The sequence below is a fragment of the Pseudochrobactrum sp. XF203 genome (genome assembly GCF_020341615.1).
GTDB lineage: Bacteria > Pseudomonadota > Alphaproteobacteria > Rhizobiales > Rhizobiaceae > Pseudochrobactrum > Pseudochrobactrum saccharolyticum.
In genome coordinates this window covers 167,944-184,786 of sequence record NZ_CP084392.1, presented here as the reverse complement: position 1 = coordinate 184,786, position 16,843 = coordinate 167,944, and the positions used below count along the sequence as shown (strand labels likewise).

The window sequence follows — 16,843 nt, the reverse complement described above, 5'->3', positions numbered from 1 at the left end:
ACCCTGTTAATTTGCCGCGCCACAGAGCGATGGCCTTGATTTTCAGTACACAAACATCGATATCCCAGACAATATGATTCAAGACGGAAGAGAATAATGGCTGACGAAAAGAAAAACGGCGAAACCCCAGATCTTGGCCAGCGCGACCTGAATAATCCGCGTGACCGCGATGCTCTGAAGCGTGCCGCTGATGATTTTCTGAAAGCGCGCAAGGATGAAGCAGTGGCTGAAGCTGCAGAAGATGATGCTGCCGCTGAAGATGCCATCAACCCGCTTGCCGAATTGCAGGTGGAAAATAATGCGCTGAAAGACCAGATGCTGCGTCTGGCTGCGGATATGGAAAATCTGCGTAAACGCACTGCCCGTGAGATGCAGGATGCGAAAGCCTATGCGGTAACCAATTTTGCACGCGACATGCTTTCGGTTTCCGACAATCTGCGTCGTGCGCTGGATGCTATTCCGACAGATGCGCTTGCTGAAGACACAGGCCTGAAAGCACTGGCTGAAGGCGTGGAAATGACTGAACGCGCAATGATCAATGCGCTGGAACGTCATGGCGTAACCCAGCTGTCGCCGGAAGGTCAGAAATTCGACCCGAATTTCCATCAGGCAATCTTTGAAGTACCGAATGCTGAAGTGCCGAATAATACAGTCGTTCAGGTCATGCAGACCGGCTATGCCATCGGCGACCGCGTTCTGCGTCCGGCCATGGTCGGCGTATCACGCGGCGGTCCTAAAGAATAAAATATTCTGACATTGCGGCTTAACATCAGTCTCAGTCGCTCAGTGTAAAGACAAAACGGACGCAGGGCTTTCCTTGCGTCCGCTTTTTATTGGGCTGAATTTTCATAAAATTGCGCTACACAGGCATAAGCAATCCGGTGCGATTTGCTTAGATAAGGGAGGACAAGACATGACATTTATCGATTTTATCGACTATGCCGGTGTCTTTGTCTTTGCCGCAACCGGAGCGCTGGCTGCCTCGCGCTGCCGTCTTGATATTATCGGCTTCATCTTTCTTGCCAATATGACCGCCGTCGGCGGTGGTGCTCTGCGTGATCTGATGCTCGGTAATACACCGGTCAACTGGGTGCGCGAACCGCTCTATCTGCTGATCGGCACCAGTGCTGCTGTTCTGGTCTATTTCACCGCACACCGTGTTGAATCGCGTTATCGTATTTTGCTCTGGCTTGATGCGATTGGTATGGCGATGTTCAGCGTGATGGGCGCAGAAAAAGCATTGCATCTCGGTTTCAATGCATGGGTTGCCATCGTTGCCGGTATTTTCACCGCAACAATGGGCGGCGTCTTGCGCGATGTCGTGGCAGGGCAGCCATCTGTATTGATGCGCCGTGAAATCTATATTTCCGCAGCTCTTGCCGGTGCCTGTACGTTCGTGGCGCTGAGTGCACTCAATGCGCCGATCACATTCTCTGTGCTGGCCGGTACCGGCATCGCTTTTCTGATCCGTGGCGGCGCTTTATATTACGGCTGGGTACTGCCTGCACACAAAGCGCGACGCGGGCGCACAGAAGAAGAACTCAAACGCGACGGTATTGTGCGCGACGAATAAAAACGGGAAGTAATATTTCCCTCCCCGTTTCGTTTTATGTCTTTAGCTGGCTTTGATAAGACCCGCCTGCGCAGCAATATCTTTCAGATTATTCTGCGGGCGCGGGCCGATTTGCTGGATAACAATACCGGCAGCCAATGAGCCGAACGCACCGCATTCTTTCAGCTGATAGTCGTTGGTATAGCCATAGAGAAAACCGGCGGCATAAAGATCGCCTGCACCGGTTGTATCGACCAGCGCGTCAATTTCAATCGCCTGCACTTCCACGGTTTCATCACCCCGCAGAATGATCGAGCCTTGCTCCGAACGGGTCACTGCAGCCAGCTTGCAATCGGCACGCAAGGCTTCGAGCGCACTCTCAAAAGATGAAGTTTGATAGAGCGATTTAACCTCCGCCTCATTGGCGAAAACAATATCGACAGTACCGGAGCGCATCAGATCCAGAAACTCATCACGGTAACGATCCACACAGAACGGATCGGACAAGGTCATAGCCACTTCACGGCCATGCTCATGGGCGATTTTCGCCGCCAGCAAAATTGCTTCTTTGGCACGTGGCGGATCCCACAAATAGCCTTCAAAATAGACCAGCTTGGATGTGCTGACTTTAGAGCTTTCAATATCTTCAATACCAAGCTCCACGCAGGCGCCGAGATAGGTATTCATGGAACGCTCGCCATCGGGCGTCACAAAAATCATGGAACGGGCGGTTGGTACGCCTTCCTGCAATGGTGCCGTATCAAACGCCACACCCTGACTACGAATATCATGTGTAAAAATCGTGCCGAGCTGATCCATCGCCACTTTGCCAAAATAGGCAGAGCGACCGCCCAGACTGGCCACACCTGCCGCAGTATTGCCTGCGCTGCCGCCCGACGCTTCAATCGCAGGGCCTTTGCGGCTGTAAAGCAGCTCGGCTCTTTCGCTGTCGATCAAATTCATAGCACCTTTGATAATGCCGTTATTGACCAGAAAATCATCTTCGGTGCGGGAAATAATATCAACAATTGCATTCCCGATGCATAACACGTCATATTTGGCGGCAGAAATGGCTTTTACTCCCATAAAAACTTCGCGGCGGATGACCGGAACTCAACCCTCGCATCCATTGCGGCACCAGTTCTATCTATGGAATGTGTTTTTTGCCAGTGCAGAAAAGCGTTTTCATTTTCATCAATACAGCGGGTGATCTGTAAAACTCATCTTGTTGCCCCTGTACAGGCTCCCTATCTATCGGAAAAAAGAGCGCATCCCGAAAAGTGTAAAGCGGTTTTCGGATAAGATGCGCACCAGACAAAAAAGACGGAGCCCCGATGATCCTCACCGCCGCACTTAATGCCCTCTACCGCCTGCCCTCACCGGAGTTCCGCTCAGTTCTGTGGAAATCGCTCGGCCTGACCCTGCTGGCGCTGATCGCATTATGGGCACTGGCACGGCAGTTCTTTTTCTGGCTGGCATGGCCGTGGTTTGAAAATATGCTGCCTGCCATGCCGGACTGGACAAGCTGGCTCGGCCTGTTTGCCGCGATCGCCGCCGGTTTTGTGCTGGCGCTGCTGCTCGCCTTTCTGATTGCGCCGGTTACTGCATTGATTGCAGGTATGTTTCTTGATGATGTGGCAGAGATTATCGAGCGCGAAGATTACAGCAATGAACCGGCCGGCACACCGATGCCGGTTGGCCGTTCCCTCGTCTATTCGCTCAAATTTCTGGTTGTGGTCATTCTCGGCAACTTATTCGCATTGCTGATGCTGCTGATACCGGGCGTTAATCTGATCGCCTTTTTCATCGTTAACGGCTATCTTCTCGGACGTGAGTTTTTTGAATTTGCAGCTATGCGCTATCGCGGCGAGGATGGTGCCAAAGCCTTCCGTGAAGAAAATCGGATTACAGTTTTTCTCGGTGGTCTGGTGATTGCCGGATTTATGGCGATACCGCTCATCAATTTGCTGACACCGCTTTTCGCCGCTGCCATGATGGTGCACCTGCATAAAGCCCTGAGCGGTAAGAAACCACTAGTCATCAACCGCCATTAATTGAGAGAACCATGCACATTGCCTGCCTGCATACGGCCGCCAGCAATATTGAAATTTTCGGGAAAGCTGCCTCAGCCTTGCAGCTTGATGCCGGAGATATCAGCCATGCGGTTCACAGTGAGTTGCTGGAAGCGGCAGAAAAGCAGGGAGGCATTACGCCGGCCATTGAAACGGCAACGCTGCATATCATCCAAAGCCTGATGACCGAAGCCGATGCAATTCTTGTGACTTGTTCAACCCTTGGTGCAATCGCTGACAATGCCCGCACCGGTTTTGCCAAGCCGGTTCTGCGCACAGACCGTGCACTGGCAGAGCAGGCTCTGGAGAGCGGTTTATCTGTGAGTGTTCTGTGTACAGCTCCGACAACACTGGAGCCGACGACAGAATTATTCCGTCAGGTCTTTGCCAATGCGCAGGTCGCACCGGATATCAGGCTGATTGACGGCGCATGGGATTTATTCCGTGCCGGTGAGATCAAAGCCTATGAAATAGCAATTGCAGATGCTGCGAACGCCGCACATGATACAGGTAGCCAGCTCGTAGTTCTGGCGCAGACCTCTATGGCAAATGCCGCCGCCCTCATTCGTAACGAGAAATACGTGCTTGATGCACCAACTGCCGCCCTGCGCCAGCTTCTGCACCGCACTTAATCTGCGATCCGTAGCAAGGGTGCCGGAATCGTATTGGTTTTCTGCGCCGATTTGCAAATATCGGCGATCACGCAATTGACGCAATCCGGCGTGCGGGCCTTGCAGACATAGCGGCCATGCAGGATCAGCCAGTGATGGGCATGCATCATAAATTCTGCCGGAATGATCTTCACCAGCTTGGCTTCGATCTCATCCGGTGTTTTGTAAGGCGCAAGGCCAATCCGGTTGCCAATACGCAGAATATGCGTATCCACCGCCATTGTCGGTTGGCCGAAAGCCATATTCAACACCACATTGGCTGTTTTGCGCCCCACTCCCGGCAAAGTCACCAGCGCATCACGGTCACCCGGCACTTCACCGCCGAAATTATCAACCAGCGCCTGAGACAGTAAAATTGCGTTCTTCGCCTTATTGCGCCACAGGCCGATGGTGCGGATATAATCGCCGACAACCTCTTCACCCAGATCGACCATTTTTTGCGGTGTGTCAGCAATGGCAAACAAAGCCCGCGTTGCTTTATTCACACCCGCATCGGTTGCCTGCGCCGACAGCATCACCGCCACCAGCAGCGTGAAAGTGTTGACGTGCTCAAGCTCACCTTTAGGCTCCGGACGCTGTACGGAAAACCGCCGGAAAATCTCATGGATTTCTGCCGGTGTGTAAAGCGTGCCGCTGACACGACGCTGAGATTTTGCGGGAATCTGGGTCTGGTTGTTCTGCATGGCATTTATATAGTAAGCTATAAGCAAGAAGCCTATCTGCAAGCTTGCCGCAGGCTGGAGTGCCGTGCTCTTTTTCGGGGCACAAAACTTGCTCTAGTATTTTGTGCTGTCGAGCTTTTACCAACGATATGCGGCCCCGAGAGTTATTGCCATGAATGCACCCTACCATCCGGACGGTGCTGATCCGGACGCCTATGGCGCACAGTTTTTCAAAGCGACCCTGCTTCCCTACCGTTCTTTAAGTGCGCGCGGTTTTCAGATCATGATTTTAAGCCTGCTGCTGCTCTGGGCTTGTATCGGCATGGTTTTCATGCAGATCGGCGCATTGCCAGTAGTCGGGCCGGTGGTCGGATTGTTCGGACTGGACATTGCCCTGATCTATCTGGCGTTCCGGCTTAATTATTATGCCGCCAGACAACGGGAAGAAATTACGGTTTCACGCGAACAGTTACTCATCAGGCAAGTCTCCGCTTCAGGACGTATCCGCGCATATCAGTTTAATCCTTTCCGCACACGGTTTCACATTACCCGTAAAGATGATATCGGCATTATCCAGATGCAGCTGCAAAGTGACGGCAGAACTTTGGATATTGGCAGATTTTTGCCACCCGATGACCGCGAGAGCTTTGCAAGTGCTTTTTCCAACGCCCTGACACGCAGCCGCCGCTGACGATCGGGTTTAAATACCGGATGTTTTATGATTACGATTATCGGCTCGATTAATTTTGACCTCATCGCCCGCAGTCCGAAACTGCCGGAGCCCGGTGAAACCCTCACAGGCAGAAACTTCTCAACAGCCGCCGGCGGCAAAGGTGCCAATCAGGCACTTGCTGCCGCACGCGCCGGTGCATCCGTGCGTATGGTCGGTGCTGTTGGTGATGATTCCTTCGCTTCGCAGGCCGTTGCATTGCTGCGTGCCGACGGCGTGGATCTGACCCGTGTCGCCACACGCGGCGATGCCACCGGTATCGCGCTCATCACTGTTGAAGACAGCGGCGAAAATACCATTATCGTCATTCCGGGTGCCAATGGTCTGGTTACGCAAGACGATGTAAACACCGCTGATCTGGATGGCGGTTATCTGCTTCTGCAAATGGAAATTCCGCTGCCGACACTGGAGAAAGCCATCGCTGCATCGGAAACCAGCGACACAACCTGCATTCTCAATACCGCGCCCTGGCGTGATGATGCCGCAAGCCTGTTGCCGCGCGCCGATATTATTATTGCCAATGAAACGGAATTTGATCTGGCCAGTGTTCAGCTTGAATTGTCCGGCGATGACCGTCAGGCCAGAATGATCGACTTTGCCGAACATTATGGCCGTACCATTATCGTAACGCTGGGTGCGCAGGGCATTATGGTGGCAACACCGGATGAGCATTACAGCCTGCCTGCCCTGAAGATTAAACCCGTTGATACGGTTGGTGCCGGTGACACATTCTGCGGCTATCTCGCGGCCGGTCTCGACAGCGGCCAGTCTTTGCGTGATGCCTGCCAGCGCGCAGCAAAGGCAGCATCGCTCGCCTGCCTGAAAGCCGGTGCTCAGCCTTCCATTCCTTACGCGGCAGAAGTCCAGTAAAAGAAAAGGCCGGAGAAATCTCCGGCCTTTTTTATCGTCTCTATATTTAAAGCGTTGCAATACGCTCGGTCAGCAATGTGAAGAAACCTTCGTGGTCAACATCACGCATCACGATTGCATTTTTCGGGCGTTTGGTAACACCCCACCAGTCGATTACCGACATACCGAGGCAAAGCTCGGACGCGGTTTCGATCTCAACATTGCAATGGCGGCCTGAATAGAGTTCCGGCTTCAGCAGATAGGCAATCACATTCGGATCATGCAGCGGTCCGCCGTCTGTACCGTATTTTTCCTCATCAAAGCGTTCGAAAAACTCCAGCATCGCCACGCAGGCATCCCCCACCTTGTTACCAAGGGAGCGGAAAGCCTCAATACGTTTTGCAGTTGTCAGCGCCTTATGGGTTACATCCAGCGGCATCATCACAATCGGCACACCGGAGGCATAAACGACTTTCGCCGCTTCCGGATCCACATAGAAGTTGAACTCGGCGGTCGGCGTAATATTGCCGCCTTCAAAGAAACCGCCGCCCATCAGCACGATTTCCTGAATGCGCGAGGCAATTTCAGGAGCCTTATTCAGCGCCAGCGCAATATTGGTCAAAGGTCCGAGAACGCAAAGCGTGACTGTGCCCGCAGCTTCATGCAGCAAAGTTTCAATGATGAAATCCACACCATGTTGCTTGTGCAGTTTCATCACCGGCTCTGGCAGATCAGGACCATCAAGACCGGTGCGGCCATGGACTTCTTCTGCAGTAACCAGCGGGCGAACCAGCGGCTTGGACGCGCCTGCAAAAACCTTTGTCTGCGGCTTGCCTGCCAGTTCGGCAATTTTCAGAGAATTATGCTGCGTCAGCGGCAAAGGCACATTACCGGCCACAGCAACAATACCCAGCACATCCAGCTCCGGACTTGCCAGAGCCAGCAGGATTGCCAATGCATCATCCTGCCCCGGATCTGTGTCGATAATAATTTTGCGGGCCATCAAAGCCATCCCTTTCATCAAAAAATCTGCGCATGGCGTCATGTGAACTCATGAGCTTTCAGGCGCACTATAATTGCAGTGAAATTATTTTCAGCACGAATCTTGAACGATAACGCACATATCAGCTGTTGCTCTTGAAGTGGAGCTTTTCTCAAGCCATATAAAGAGCAGGAAAACGCCGCTACGGGTTTTCCCCAAACGGTCGCTCTTAAGGACTGAACAATGACCAGACTTACACCTTTCTCCAGCCCGCTGCTGCTGGGTTTCGATACGATGGAAAAAACGCTGGAACGGATTGCTAAATCCGGTGACGGCTATCCGCCATATAATATCGAAAGACTGCGCAGTTCTGCGCAGGATCAGGAACAACCGGTTCCTGAGAAATTGCGCATCACGCTTGCTGTTGCCGGTTTTTCTGATGACGATCTGGAAGTTACGACTGAAGATAACCAGCTGGTTATCCGCGGACGGCAGACTGATGAATCTGAGCGGGAATATCTGCATCGCGGCATTGCTGCACGTCAGTTTCAGCGTGTTTTTGTGCTGGCAGACGGTATGCGCGTGGTCAACGCGGAACTAAAAAACGGATTATTGTCGATTGATCTCGACAGACCGGAACCAGAACGCCTCGTCAAGCGTATTAGTATAAACGTGAAAGAGTGACCGTTCTCAGGATTATAAAAGAACTGTAAAGGGTTCATTGTTATAATCAGCTCCGTGGTTGCAGTTTTATCGGCTGATAAATGCAACTGCAAATGCTCTCGAAAGGCAGCGTCAATTTTGAGCTGCCAGGACAGGAGGCCTAAAATGACTGCTGACAAACACATTTTTACAGAATTCGAATTTGCCCATCTCGGCGAAGGTGAAATCGCCTATTTGCGCAAAGTTCGCTCCGAAGATTTGTCACGGCGCTTCCCTGCATTACCACCAATGGCGCCGGGCATGGAACTCTGGGCTCTCTTCGGCGCCAGCGGAACCCCGATCATGCTTTCCGATATGCGCGCCACAGCATTGGCCGGAGCACAGGAACATGAACTCCACACAGTGATGCTGCATTAAGCGCATCCTGAAAAGTGAAACCGGTTAAACACATTACAACCCGCCTGTATCACAGGCGGGTTTTGTTTTTATTCCCGCTTCATGAAAAATGCCGCGCTGCACAGGGCAAACACGGCATTTTAAATTCCACTCAACCCTGCTTACTCAGCAGAATTATCAGCTTTTCAGGCCGCATTGGATGCAGGCGGTGCAATCAAAAACGAATGCAGAGCCTGCGCATCAACGGTGCCGCGCAATTTGGCAACCATATCCGGATCGCGCAGTAAACGCGCAATGCGGGACAGTGCCTTCAAATGATCGGCGCCGGCATTTTCCGGTGCAAGCAACAGAAAGACCAGATCAACCGGCTGGTCATCCAGTGCTTCAAAATCCACCGGCTGCTCAAGACGCGCAAAAACACCGGTAATTTTACTGATATTCGGCAGTTTGCCATGTGGTATCGCGATGCCGTTGCCAACACCGGTAGACCCCAAACGCTCACGCTGAGTCACAGTTTCAAAAACTTCTCGCTCAGAAAGACCTGTGAGTTCAGCAGCCTTCTCAGCCAAGATCTGCAATAATTGCTTCTTGGAGCTTGCCTTCAGCGAAGGGATAATCGCCCCTGGCTGAATCAGATCGCTAAGATCCATTTTCTCCATTCCTTCTCTCATGCGGAGTAATCATCTCCGTAACCGGGAGGTGCAGTGATCTACTGCCCATTCAACAGATACTCAAGTCAAATTCGCGATTCTACTCACACTTTTCACGCATCAAATCCGTAACGCATTGATTTCAATCATAAATAAAAATTAAAAAAAGATTACAACACGCATTCACTGACGCCTGCTTCGCGGCATTCCGCTCAAGGTACACCAGTAACACAAAAATTCCTATCTCTAGATATCGTGAATAACAGCTGCAACCACGCAGAAAACAGGGCAGAAAACATTATTTGATTTTTTATATGTTATTTCAGTGAGTTAAAATATGAGAAAAATTTCAAGTTTTTTGGTTGATATACAAATGCATCCGGAAACGGGACAGGCAACCCACTCATCGCTTCAATATTCTGTTCCGGAAAAGCAAAACCCCGCTATCTGCGGATTCGCAAATAGCGGGGCTTGTCAGTTCAGCCTTAAATGCGGGCTGCCTGTGCGACTCTGGACGGATCAATCCAGCCAATATTGCCATCCGGACGACGATAGACAATGTTGACTTCTTCACTTCCTGCATTGCGGAAGACCAATACAGGATGCTCTGTCAGATCAAGCTCAACAACGGCAGATGCAACACTCAGCGTGCGCAGGGAAACGGATGATTCCGCGACGATCGTCGGCGCATAATCCTCAGGAAGATCATGATCTTCGTCGGGAGCCGGTTCCATCACGCTATAGGCGATATTCTGATGATTGTTGCGCGCTGACTGAACCAGAGAGCGGGACTTGAGGCGACGCATATAGCGGCGCATCCTTGTCTCCAGCTTTTCAGCCGCTGCGTCAAAAGAAAATTGCGGATCCTGCGCTTCTGCAGAAGACTGCAGAGTCGCTCCGGTATCCAGATGCAAAGTGCAATCCGTAGTAAAACGGGAACCTGATTTAACGACTGTAATTGTACCGGAAAAGCCACCTTCGTAATATTTGCTAACAGCATCACGGACACGGTCTTCAATTCTGATGCGGAAAGCATCACCGATGTCCATATGTTTACCCGAAACGCGGAGACTCATGTGGCAGTACCTCGCTGTCTATATTCGAACACCTCAATCTAACCACAAGCGAAGGCATTGCGCAAAGCGAACTGACATAAAATAAAATAAACTTTGCATGTGCCAAAAGAATATGCGGACAGCTCTTTGATTGACACAATCAGTCACTATATAAGCGCCTGTCGAAAATTCCGGCGAAATAAACGCCCGTCATCAAAATCATCAACGATTTCAAATAAATTCGGGAGCAGAAACTGCTCCCGGGATTCGCTGACCTGTAGCTCTTAGCGTAAAATTCTGAACTTACAGAGTAAACTGATCGCCCAGATACAATCTGCGTACGTCGGGATTGGCGACGATCTCTTTCGGACGGCCATGGGTCAGCACCTGTCCGGCATGAATAATATAAGCGCGGTCAATCAGGCCAAGTGTTTCACGTACATTGTGGTCGGTAATCAGCACACCGATGCCGCGGCTGGTGAGGTGGCGCACAAGCTGCTGAATATCCGCAACCGCAATCGGATCCACACCGGCGAAAGGCTCATCCAGCAGCATAAAATTCGGGCGGGATGCCAGCGCACGGGCAATTTCGAGACGGCGGCGTTCACCACCCGACAGCGAAATCGCCTGCGCCTTGCGCAGATGCGTGATATGGAATTCTTCCAGCAGCGCATCGAGTTCAATGGCGCGCTTTTTGCGATCTTTTTCGACCACTTCCAGCACGGCCTTGATATTATCTTCAACCGACAGACCACGGAAAATCGACGCTTCCTGCGGCAGATAGCCGATGCCGAGCCGTGAACGGCGATACATCGGCATAGATGTTACGTCAAAACCGTCAATCTCAATCGTACCGCTGTCGACCGGCACCAGACCGGTCACCATATAAAAGCAAGTGGTTTTACCGGCGCCGTTTGGGCCCAGAATACCGACAGCCTCACCGGCACGCACACCAAAGGACACACCATTCACAACCTGACGGCCGCGATAGCTCTTGCTGATGCCTCTGGCAACCAGCGTTCCTTTAAGCCGTGACAATTCCTGAGGCGGACGCTGTCCTTCCGCACCGGCAGACTGCGCCTGCAAATTGCCCGCAGCATCGGCCGCGGCATTATCGGGAGCATGATCGGTTTGGGCGTTTAAAGAGGACAATAGAAATCCAGACCAGTTCTTAAAGCCGGTGCCTGCATTCAAAGCACAAGCAAAATTAAATTTATCAGCTCAGTTGAAGACCAGAACAGCTCTGATCTGCAATTTTTTACTCGGCTTTAGGAGACAGAATAATAGAAACGCGGCCGGACTGTCCTTTACAGCTTTCCAGATAGGCCTTACCTGTCTGGGTATTGGCTGTCAGCTTGCAACCGGTGGCAATATTATCACCATCAGACAGCACAACTTTCTGGCCGGTCAGTACCATTGTCTGCGCTTTGGCATCATAAGTGCCAGCATCGCCGGTTGCGACCTGTGTACCGGATTTCAGATAGACTTTTCCGTCCACTTCAATCTTCTCAATGCCGCCGGCATCCAGACCAGCGCCGCTCAGACCACCGATACCGCCTTTGGCTTTATCAGCGCCGGCTTTATCGCCGCCGTCTTTTGTCTTGCCGGTATGAACCTGCATACGACCGGCACGCAGGAGAATATCGCCCTGCTTGACCGAAACATTACCGGTGAGAATGATAATGCCCTCTTTGTCGCGCACTTCCATTTTACCGGCATCAATCGACACAGGTTCTTTGCTGTCAGATAATTTCAATCCGTCAAGGGGAACACCCTGCTGTGCCTGAGCACCTGAAAGGCTCAAAGGCAAAATCAGCAAACCGGACATGAAGAGGGCGGCGATCTGCTTCACGCCTGTCAGGCGCAGCGCAGACTTGCCCGAAACTGTATTCTGTGAGCCTGTTTTCAGCTCGCTGCCTGCCTGTTGCCGCATCATATTCATTCCCTCGAAAATCACCCTTGTTATAAATCGCAAGTTTGAGAATAAAACAACAAACTTCTGAATATATTCTTGCCGCCGGACCATAAGTCCGGCCGGAATATACGCAGTCTGCCAACACATCTATAACAGGCGTATTACTTATTGGTGTAAATCACTATCACACTCTGTTCAACGGCGAAACAAAGACTGCTTTACAGGCGCAGCACAGGTGCTGCAATCAGCTGCCCTTTTTCGCTGCGGAGACAGTTTCCTTAACAGGCTCAATGGTCAGCTGAACCTGATCATCAAACACCATCACCTTGCCGTTTTCCTTAATGAGCATTTTATTCGCGCGGATATGTGCGTTTTTTGTGCGGATATCCACCGGCTTATCGGTCGACATCTCGCCACTCGACACATTCACATTGGCAGAGCCCAGCTTGGCTTGCATGCCATCGGTTGTTTTCACTGTGAACGCATTATCAAACTGCAAATGACCATTATTGCTGTCATAGACGCCGGATGCCGCATCAATCTCGGCGCTGTCTTTATCACCCACAGGCAATTGCGCTTTGATTCCTTCCAGCGCGACCACGCCGTTCTGTTTGGCATCCTGCACAGCGCGCTCGGCAACCATCGAAAACGGACGCTTATCCTTGGTGTAACCTTTAAGCTGCGGGCCGGTCATCACCAGCTTGCCGCTTTCAGACGGATCAAGCTCAACTTTCACCGGTGAAGGAGGCGTAGCCAGAAATGTGTACCATGAGAAAACCGCAGCAACGCCGAGAGCAACAACCGGCAAAGCGGTTTTCAGAACGCGCACGCGCATGCTGTGTCTCTTCGCAGCGTGAAACACAGCGGTACTTTTATGTGACGCTCCGAAAACCATCTTATGGTCTGACACAGTCCAAAACTCCTGAAACCGGCAATTTGCCAGCTGCCTACACGTAAGGTATTAATATTTATCGGTGAAATGCACGACTATTCTGTATAGTGCGCTCAAATCGCTTTTTATTGTGGTATAAATGGGATGATACCGCGTCCAAAACAAGCTGCATTGCTGCAGTTGTGCGTTCCGGAGGTTTAACTCAGATCACTTTTCAATGATATGAGGTTAAAAAACCTGATAATACCATGTTCAGGTCTTCCTCGGATATTATCCCCGCTTCCAAAATACATTCTGTTTATGCGACATATAAAGACATCATATAAGCCCAAGAACGGACATATCTCATGACTTATACTGCCGATGCAGTGCTTGAACGTCGTCGAATTCGCCGTAAGCTGACTTTCTGGCGTGCTGTCACTTTGCTGCTTGTTGCGGCAATGATACTCTTCGCTGCGCTTTACATCAACGGCAGCAAGTCTTCCCGCAATGTGCCTCACATTGCAAAAATTTCCATTACCGGCACCATTTATAACAATGAAGAGCTTTTGAAACGTCTCAAAGATGTCGCAGAGAGCAATATGGTAAAAGGCGTCATTCTGGATATCAGCTCTCCCGGCGGCACCACGACCGGCGGCGAAGTGATTTATGATGCTGTGCGCAAAATCGCTGATAAGAAACCGGTCGTCTCACAGGTCGGCACACTGGCAGCATCTGCAGGCTATATGATTGCCATCGCCTCAGATCATGTGATCGCCCATAAGACATCAATGATTGGCTCGATCGGCGTGCTGTTTCAATATCCCGATATCAGCGCCTTGCTGGATAAAGTCGGTGTGAAATTTGAAACCATCAAATCCAGCCCGCTGAAGGCCGAGCCGAATTTCTTCTCTCCGGCCAGCGAAGAAGCCAAGGCCATGATCGATAACACAGTCAAAGACACTTATGACTGGTTTGTCGGTCTGGTTAAAGAACGCCGTCCGATGATTACAGCCGACAAGCTCCCTGCTTTGACCAATGGTTCGGTCTATACCGGCCGTCAGGCATTGCAGCATAAGCTGATTGACGCGATCGGCGATGAGGAAACCTCTGTTGCATGGCTTGAGACCAAAGGCATCGACAAAGAGCTGCCGGTTATCGAGTGGAAAGCTGAAAGCTCATCCTATAATGACCTGCTTTCCTCTGCTGCGATGAAATTATTGTTGCGGAACATGGGCTTGTCCGATCAGGCCGGTGCACTATTTGATGAACAGATCGGTCAGCGTATCTTCCTTGACGGCATGCTTTCAGTTTGGCACGGTAGCAACGGAGAAAAACCGCAATAATACCCGTAAAATGCGTTTAACATTAAAGATAATGCGTATTTTCAGATAGTTATGCTATGAAATATTAATAGCATAGGCATATTATTCATACTAAGCTGTCTCTGTTCCGACGGGGACAGCCCGCATACAGGTTCTGAGAGTATTCTTTTAGGGCGCATTCCCCGATCCTTATTAAAGGTGCGGGTCAGATGCGCAGTATATCAAAACCGGAAGCGCAGCGGTCCGTTTCAGACGGCCGGATTAAGCGCTAATATTGCAGAGAGGTCGAACGCAGTGATTAAATCTGAACTCGTGCAGATCATCGCCAGCCGCAATCCGCATCTTTTCCAGCGCGACGTGGAAAATATTGTCGGTGCAGTTTTCGATGAAATTACTGAAGCTCTGGCGGAAGGAAACCGCGTAGAGCTCCGTGGCTTCGGCGCCTTTTCCGTGAAAAACCGCCCTGCCCGCAACGGACGCAACCCGCGCACGGGCGAATCGGTCGATGTTGAGGAAAAATGGGTTCCGTTCTTCAAAACCGGCAAAGAACTGCGTGATCGCCTCAATAACGGCCACGATTAATCAATAATAGCTGCAGCGCATATACAAGCGTCTTTATGCGCAACATGCGAGCGGTGATATAAAATCAGGCACTTCTGCTATCGGGCATATTTATGCCTGATAGCGCTTATATTTTATGCAGTGCAGCCCGAGAATTACGGATATTAAACATGACCAACCGTTTTCTGACACTTGTCATTGCCTTGCCGCTCGCAGTGATTTTAATTGTACTGTCGGTCGCCAATCGCAGTGCAGTCAGTGTGACGCTTGATCCGTTCAATCCCGGCAATCCTGCTCTGACCTATACAGCACCATTATTTCTCTGGGTGCTGGGGGCTTTTCTTGTTGGTATTGTTACCGGCGGTCTGCTGATCTGGTTCACACAAGGACGACACCGCAAACTGGCACGCAAGCGTAAAGCAGAAGCCGATGCACTCCTGACCCGCGCCAAACAGGCGGAAGCCAAAAACCTGCCATCCGCATCTTCCCTGTCCTGATCTCGGCGCTGCATCCATACAGACCACAATATATTATCAGGCTTTTTCATCAACTTCATAAAGATCGGTGCTTGTCTCCCACCCTCAGGCATGGGAACAATCTGTTGTTGTGAGAGCGCGTTTTGTGCGCCCGATCGGGCACACGGCGCTCTAAAACATGTCGCGGAAAAACGGGCACCGGTTTTCCGATAATGACATGCGTAAAAACAAGGAGATCGAGCGAGCGCAGTGGGTATAATTAAATGCGCTACGCTCTAGATTCTTTATTTGGTCGCATTATCACGGGCGTCAAGTTGATCCAACTTGACTGTGAAATGCTCTAATGAAAATAAATGCCCGTGCATTGCAGGAGACAATGGGCGGCATCATAAAAGGCCTGACAAATAATGCTTCATATTTCCGCTGCTGCCGTTGATGATCTGATGACCTGGCCGGAACTGGTCGATGCGCTGGACAGCGCCTTCCGTAACGGCATGATCCAGCCTGTGCGTCATCACCATCCGGTTGAACGCCCTGAGGGCAGCCCGTCCATGTTGTTGCTGATGCCTGCATGGTCAGATTTCCATAAACTTGAGCATCAGTCGCAAGGCTATATGGGCGTTAAAATCGTCACCGTGTCACCGGATAACGGCCTGATCGACAAACCTGCGGTTATGGGTGTGTACTTGCTACTGGACGGCATTACCGGCGAACCAAAAGCACTGATTGACGGCCAGAGCCTGACCCGCTGGCGCACGGCCGCAGCCTCCGCCCTTGCCGCCCGCTATCTGGCACGGGAAGATGCTTCCCGCCTTGTGATTATGGGTGCCGGAGCGGTTTCTTCCAATCTCGTCCGAGCCCATAGTTCTGTGCGCCCGATTACCGATATTGCGCTCTGCGTGCGCAATCCGAAACGGGCAGAAGCAACACTCAAAGAACTGCGTGATGAAGGCTATAATGCCTATATTGCTGAAGATCATATCGCAGCCATTCAGCAGGCGGATATTGTTGCCGCCGGCACTCTGGCAACCGAACCATTGATTCACGGGAAACATTTGCGTCCCGGCACCCATGTGGATCTGGTCGGTGCTTTCACACCGGATATGCGTGAAAGTGATGACGAAGCCGTGCTGCGCTCCCGTGTTTTTGTCGACACCAAAGACGGTGCTCTGAAAGAAGGCGGCGACATTACCCAGCCTTTGCGTGACGGCATTATCAAGCCGGATCATATTCTCGGTGATCTGTTTGATCTGGCACGCGGAACAGTCAAAGGCCGCATCAGCGATCAGGATATTACACTATTCAAATCCGTTGGTGCAGCCATGGAAGACCTTGCCGCCGGCATTATGGTCTATGAAAAGAGCCTGAAACAACAAGGCTGATCCCGCCCGTTATTTTGCCCTGAAGAACCTC

General features: G+C 51.2%; 20 protein-coding genes. 12 read left to right on the top strand and 8 right to left on the bottom strand.

Going from position 1 to position 16,843, the window contains the following annotated elements; all coding sequences use genetic code 11:
* Positions 1-96: 96 nt before the first annotated feature.
* Both grpE and LDL70_RS00765 read left to right on the top strand, forming a co-directional pair.
* A complete protein-coding gene (gene grpE / locus LDL70_RS00770; RefSeq protein WP_022710716.1) occupies positions 97-744 on the top strand; it encodes a nucleotide exchange factor GrpE in 648 nt (215 codons plus the stop codon).
* 169 nt (positions 745-913) lie between these two features.
* Positions 914-1,573, top strand: coding sequence for a trimeric intracellular cation channel family protein (locus LDL70_RS00765; protein ID WP_022710715.1), 660 nt, complete (start codon positions 914-916; stop codon positions 1,571-1,573).
* A gap of 42 nt (positions 1,574-1,615) precedes the next feature.
* On the opposite strand, the gene LDL70_RS00760 is transcribed toward LDL70_RS00765, so the two are convergent.
* On the bottom strand, positions 1,616-2,638 hold the full coding sequence (locus LDL70_RS00760) for an adenosine kinase (RefSeq protein ID WP_022710714.1): 1,023 nt from the start codon (positions 2,636-2,638) through the stop codon (positions 1,616-1,618).
* A 248-nt stretch (positions 2,639-2,886) separates the two neighbouring features.
* Here LDL70_RS00760 and LDL70_RS00755 point away from each other — a divergent pair, with 248 nt between their 5' ends.
* Both LDL70_RS00755 and LDL70_RS00750 read left to right on the top strand, forming a co-directional pair.
* Entirely contained in the window at positions 2,887-3,606 is a 720-nt protein-coding gene (locus LDL70_RS00755) for a sulfate transporter family protein (protein WP_225685992.1), read from the top strand.
* Between the two features lie 11 nt (positions 3,607-3,617).
* The gene (locus tag LDL70_RS00750; RefSeq protein WP_225685990.1) at positions 3,618-4,256 is read left to right on the top strand and encodes an aspartate/glutamate racemase family protein; all 639 of its coding nucleotides are present in this window, start codon (positions 3,618-3,620) and stop codon (positions 4,254-4,256) included.
* Here LDL70_RS00750 and nth read toward each other — a convergent pair.
* Positions 4,253-4,978: an endonuclease III gene (nth, locus tag LDL70_RS00745; protein ID WP_225688280.1), complete on the bottom strand. Its 726-nt coding sequence runs from the start codon at positions 4,976-4,978 to the stop codon at positions 4,253-4,255. The genes LDL70_RS00750 and nth overlap by 4 nt on opposite strands.
* Before the next feature lie 151 nt (positions 4,979-5,129).
* On the opposite strand from nth, the gene LDL70_RS00740 reads away from it, so the two are divergent.
* On the top strand, positions 5,130-5,648 hold the full coding sequence (locus LDL70_RS00740; RefSeq protein ID WP_225685988.1) for a DUF2244 domain-containing protein: 519 nt from the start codon (positions 5,130-5,132) through the stop codon (positions 5,646-5,648).
* Positions 5,649-5,675: 27 nt separating this feature from the next.
* On the top strand, positions 5,676-6,557 hold the full coding sequence (locus LDL70_RS00735; protein ID WP_225685986.1) for a ribokinase: 882 nt from the start codon (positions 5,676-5,678) through the stop codon (positions 6,555-6,557).
* 46 nt (positions 6,558-6,603) lie between these two features.
* Here LDL70_RS00735 and LDL70_RS00730 read toward each other — a convergent pair whose 3' ends face one another.
* Positions 6,604-7,539: a nucleoside hydrolase gene (locus LDL70_RS00730; protein WP_028233580.1), complete on the bottom strand. Its 936-nt coding sequence runs from the start codon at positions 7,537-7,539 to the stop codon at positions 6,604-6,606.
* A 222-nt stretch (positions 7,540-7,761) separates the two neighbouring features.
* On the opposite strand from LDL70_RS00730, the gene LDL70_RS00725 reads away from it, so the two are divergent.
* Together LDL70_RS00725 and LDL70_RS00720 are read left to right on the top strand one after the other, a co-directional pair.
* Positions 7,762-8,202 carry an Hsp20 family protein gene (locus LDL70_RS00725; protein WP_022710706.1) on the top strand — a complete coding sequence of 147 codons (441 nt, stop codon included), beginning with the start codon at positions 7,762-7,764 and terminating at the stop codon, positions 8,200-8,202.
* A gap of 144 nt (positions 8,203-8,346) precedes the next feature.
* The gene (locus LDL70_RS00720; protein WP_075654091.1) at positions 8,347-8,598 is read left to right on the top strand and encodes a DUF1150 family protein; all 252 of its coding nucleotides are present in this window, start codon (positions 8,347-8,349) and stop codon (positions 8,596-8,598) included.
* Between the two features lie 164 nt (positions 8,599-8,762).
* Here the strand turns inward: LDL70_RS00720 and ptsN are convergent, their stop codons facing one another.
* The 5 genes from ptsN to lptC all read right to left on the bottom strand — a co-directional run bounded on the left by ptsN (position 8,763) and on the right by lptC (position 13,092).
* Positions 8,763-9,227, bottom strand: a complete 465-nt coding sequence (gene ptsN, locus LDL70_RS00715) for a PTS IIA-like nitrogen regulatory protein PtsN (RefSeq protein WP_028233579.1) — start codon at positions 9,225-9,227, stop codon at positions 8,763-8,765.
* A 485-nt stretch (positions 9,228-9,712) separates the two neighbouring features.
* Positions 9,713-10,303: a ribosome hibernation-promoting factor, HPF/YfiA family gene (gene hpf, locus LDL70_RS00710; protein ID WP_022710703.1), complete on the bottom strand. Its 591-nt coding sequence runs from the start codon at positions 10,301-10,303 to the stop codon at positions 9,713-9,715.
* 282 nt (positions 10,304-10,585) lie between these two features.
* The gene (gene lptB, locus LDL70_RS00705; protein ID WP_051139016.1) at positions 10,586-11,368 is read right to left on the bottom strand and encodes an LPS export ABC transporter ATP-binding protein; all 783 of its coding nucleotides are present in this window, start codon (positions 11,366-11,368) and stop codon (positions 10,586-10,588) included.
* 172 nt (positions 11,369-11,540) lie between these two features.
* Positions 11,541-12,110, bottom strand: a complete 570-nt coding sequence (locus LDL70_RS00700) for an LptA/OstA family protein (RefSeq protein ID WP_051139015.1) — start codon at positions 12,108-12,110, stop codon at positions 11,541-11,543.
* 331 nt (positions 12,111-12,441) lie between these two features.
* Positions 12,442-13,092: an LPS export ABC transporter periplasmic protein LptC gene (gene lptC / locus LDL70_RS00695; RefSeq protein ID WP_225688279.1), complete on the bottom strand. Its 651-nt coding sequence runs from the start codon at positions 13,090-13,092 to the stop codon at positions 12,442-12,444.
* A 344-nt stretch (positions 13,093-13,436) separates the two neighbouring features.
* Between lptC and sppA the strand changes: the two genes are divergently transcribed.
* The 4 genes from sppA (at position 13,437) to LDL70_RS00675 (ending at position 16,812) form a co-directional block, all read left to right on the top strand.
* Positions 13,437-14,414, top strand: a complete 978-nt coding sequence (gene sppA, locus LDL70_RS00690) for a signal peptide peptidase SppA (protein WP_225685984.1) — start codon at positions 13,437-13,439, stop codon at positions 14,412-14,414.
* 273 nt (positions 14,415-14,687) lie between these two features.
* The gene (locus LDL70_RS00685) at positions 14,688-14,975 is read left to right on the top strand and encodes an integration host factor subunit beta (protein WP_033315997.1); all 288 of its coding nucleotides are present in this window, start codon (positions 14,688-14,690) and stop codon (positions 14,973-14,975) included.
* Positions 14,976-15,124: 149 nt separating this feature from the next.
* On the top strand, positions 15,125-15,451 hold the full coding sequence (locus LDL70_RS00680; RefSeq protein ID WP_022710697.1) for a lipopolysaccharide assembly protein LapA domain-containing protein: 327 nt from the start codon (positions 15,125-15,127) through the stop codon (positions 15,449-15,451).
* Between the two features lie 386 nt (positions 15,452-15,837).
* Positions 15,838-16,812, top strand: a complete 975-nt coding sequence (locus tag LDL70_RS00675; protein WP_225685977.1) for an ornithine cyclodeaminase family protein — start codon at positions 15,838-15,840, stop codon at positions 16,810-16,812.
* Positions 16,813-16,843: the final 31 nt, after the last annotated feature.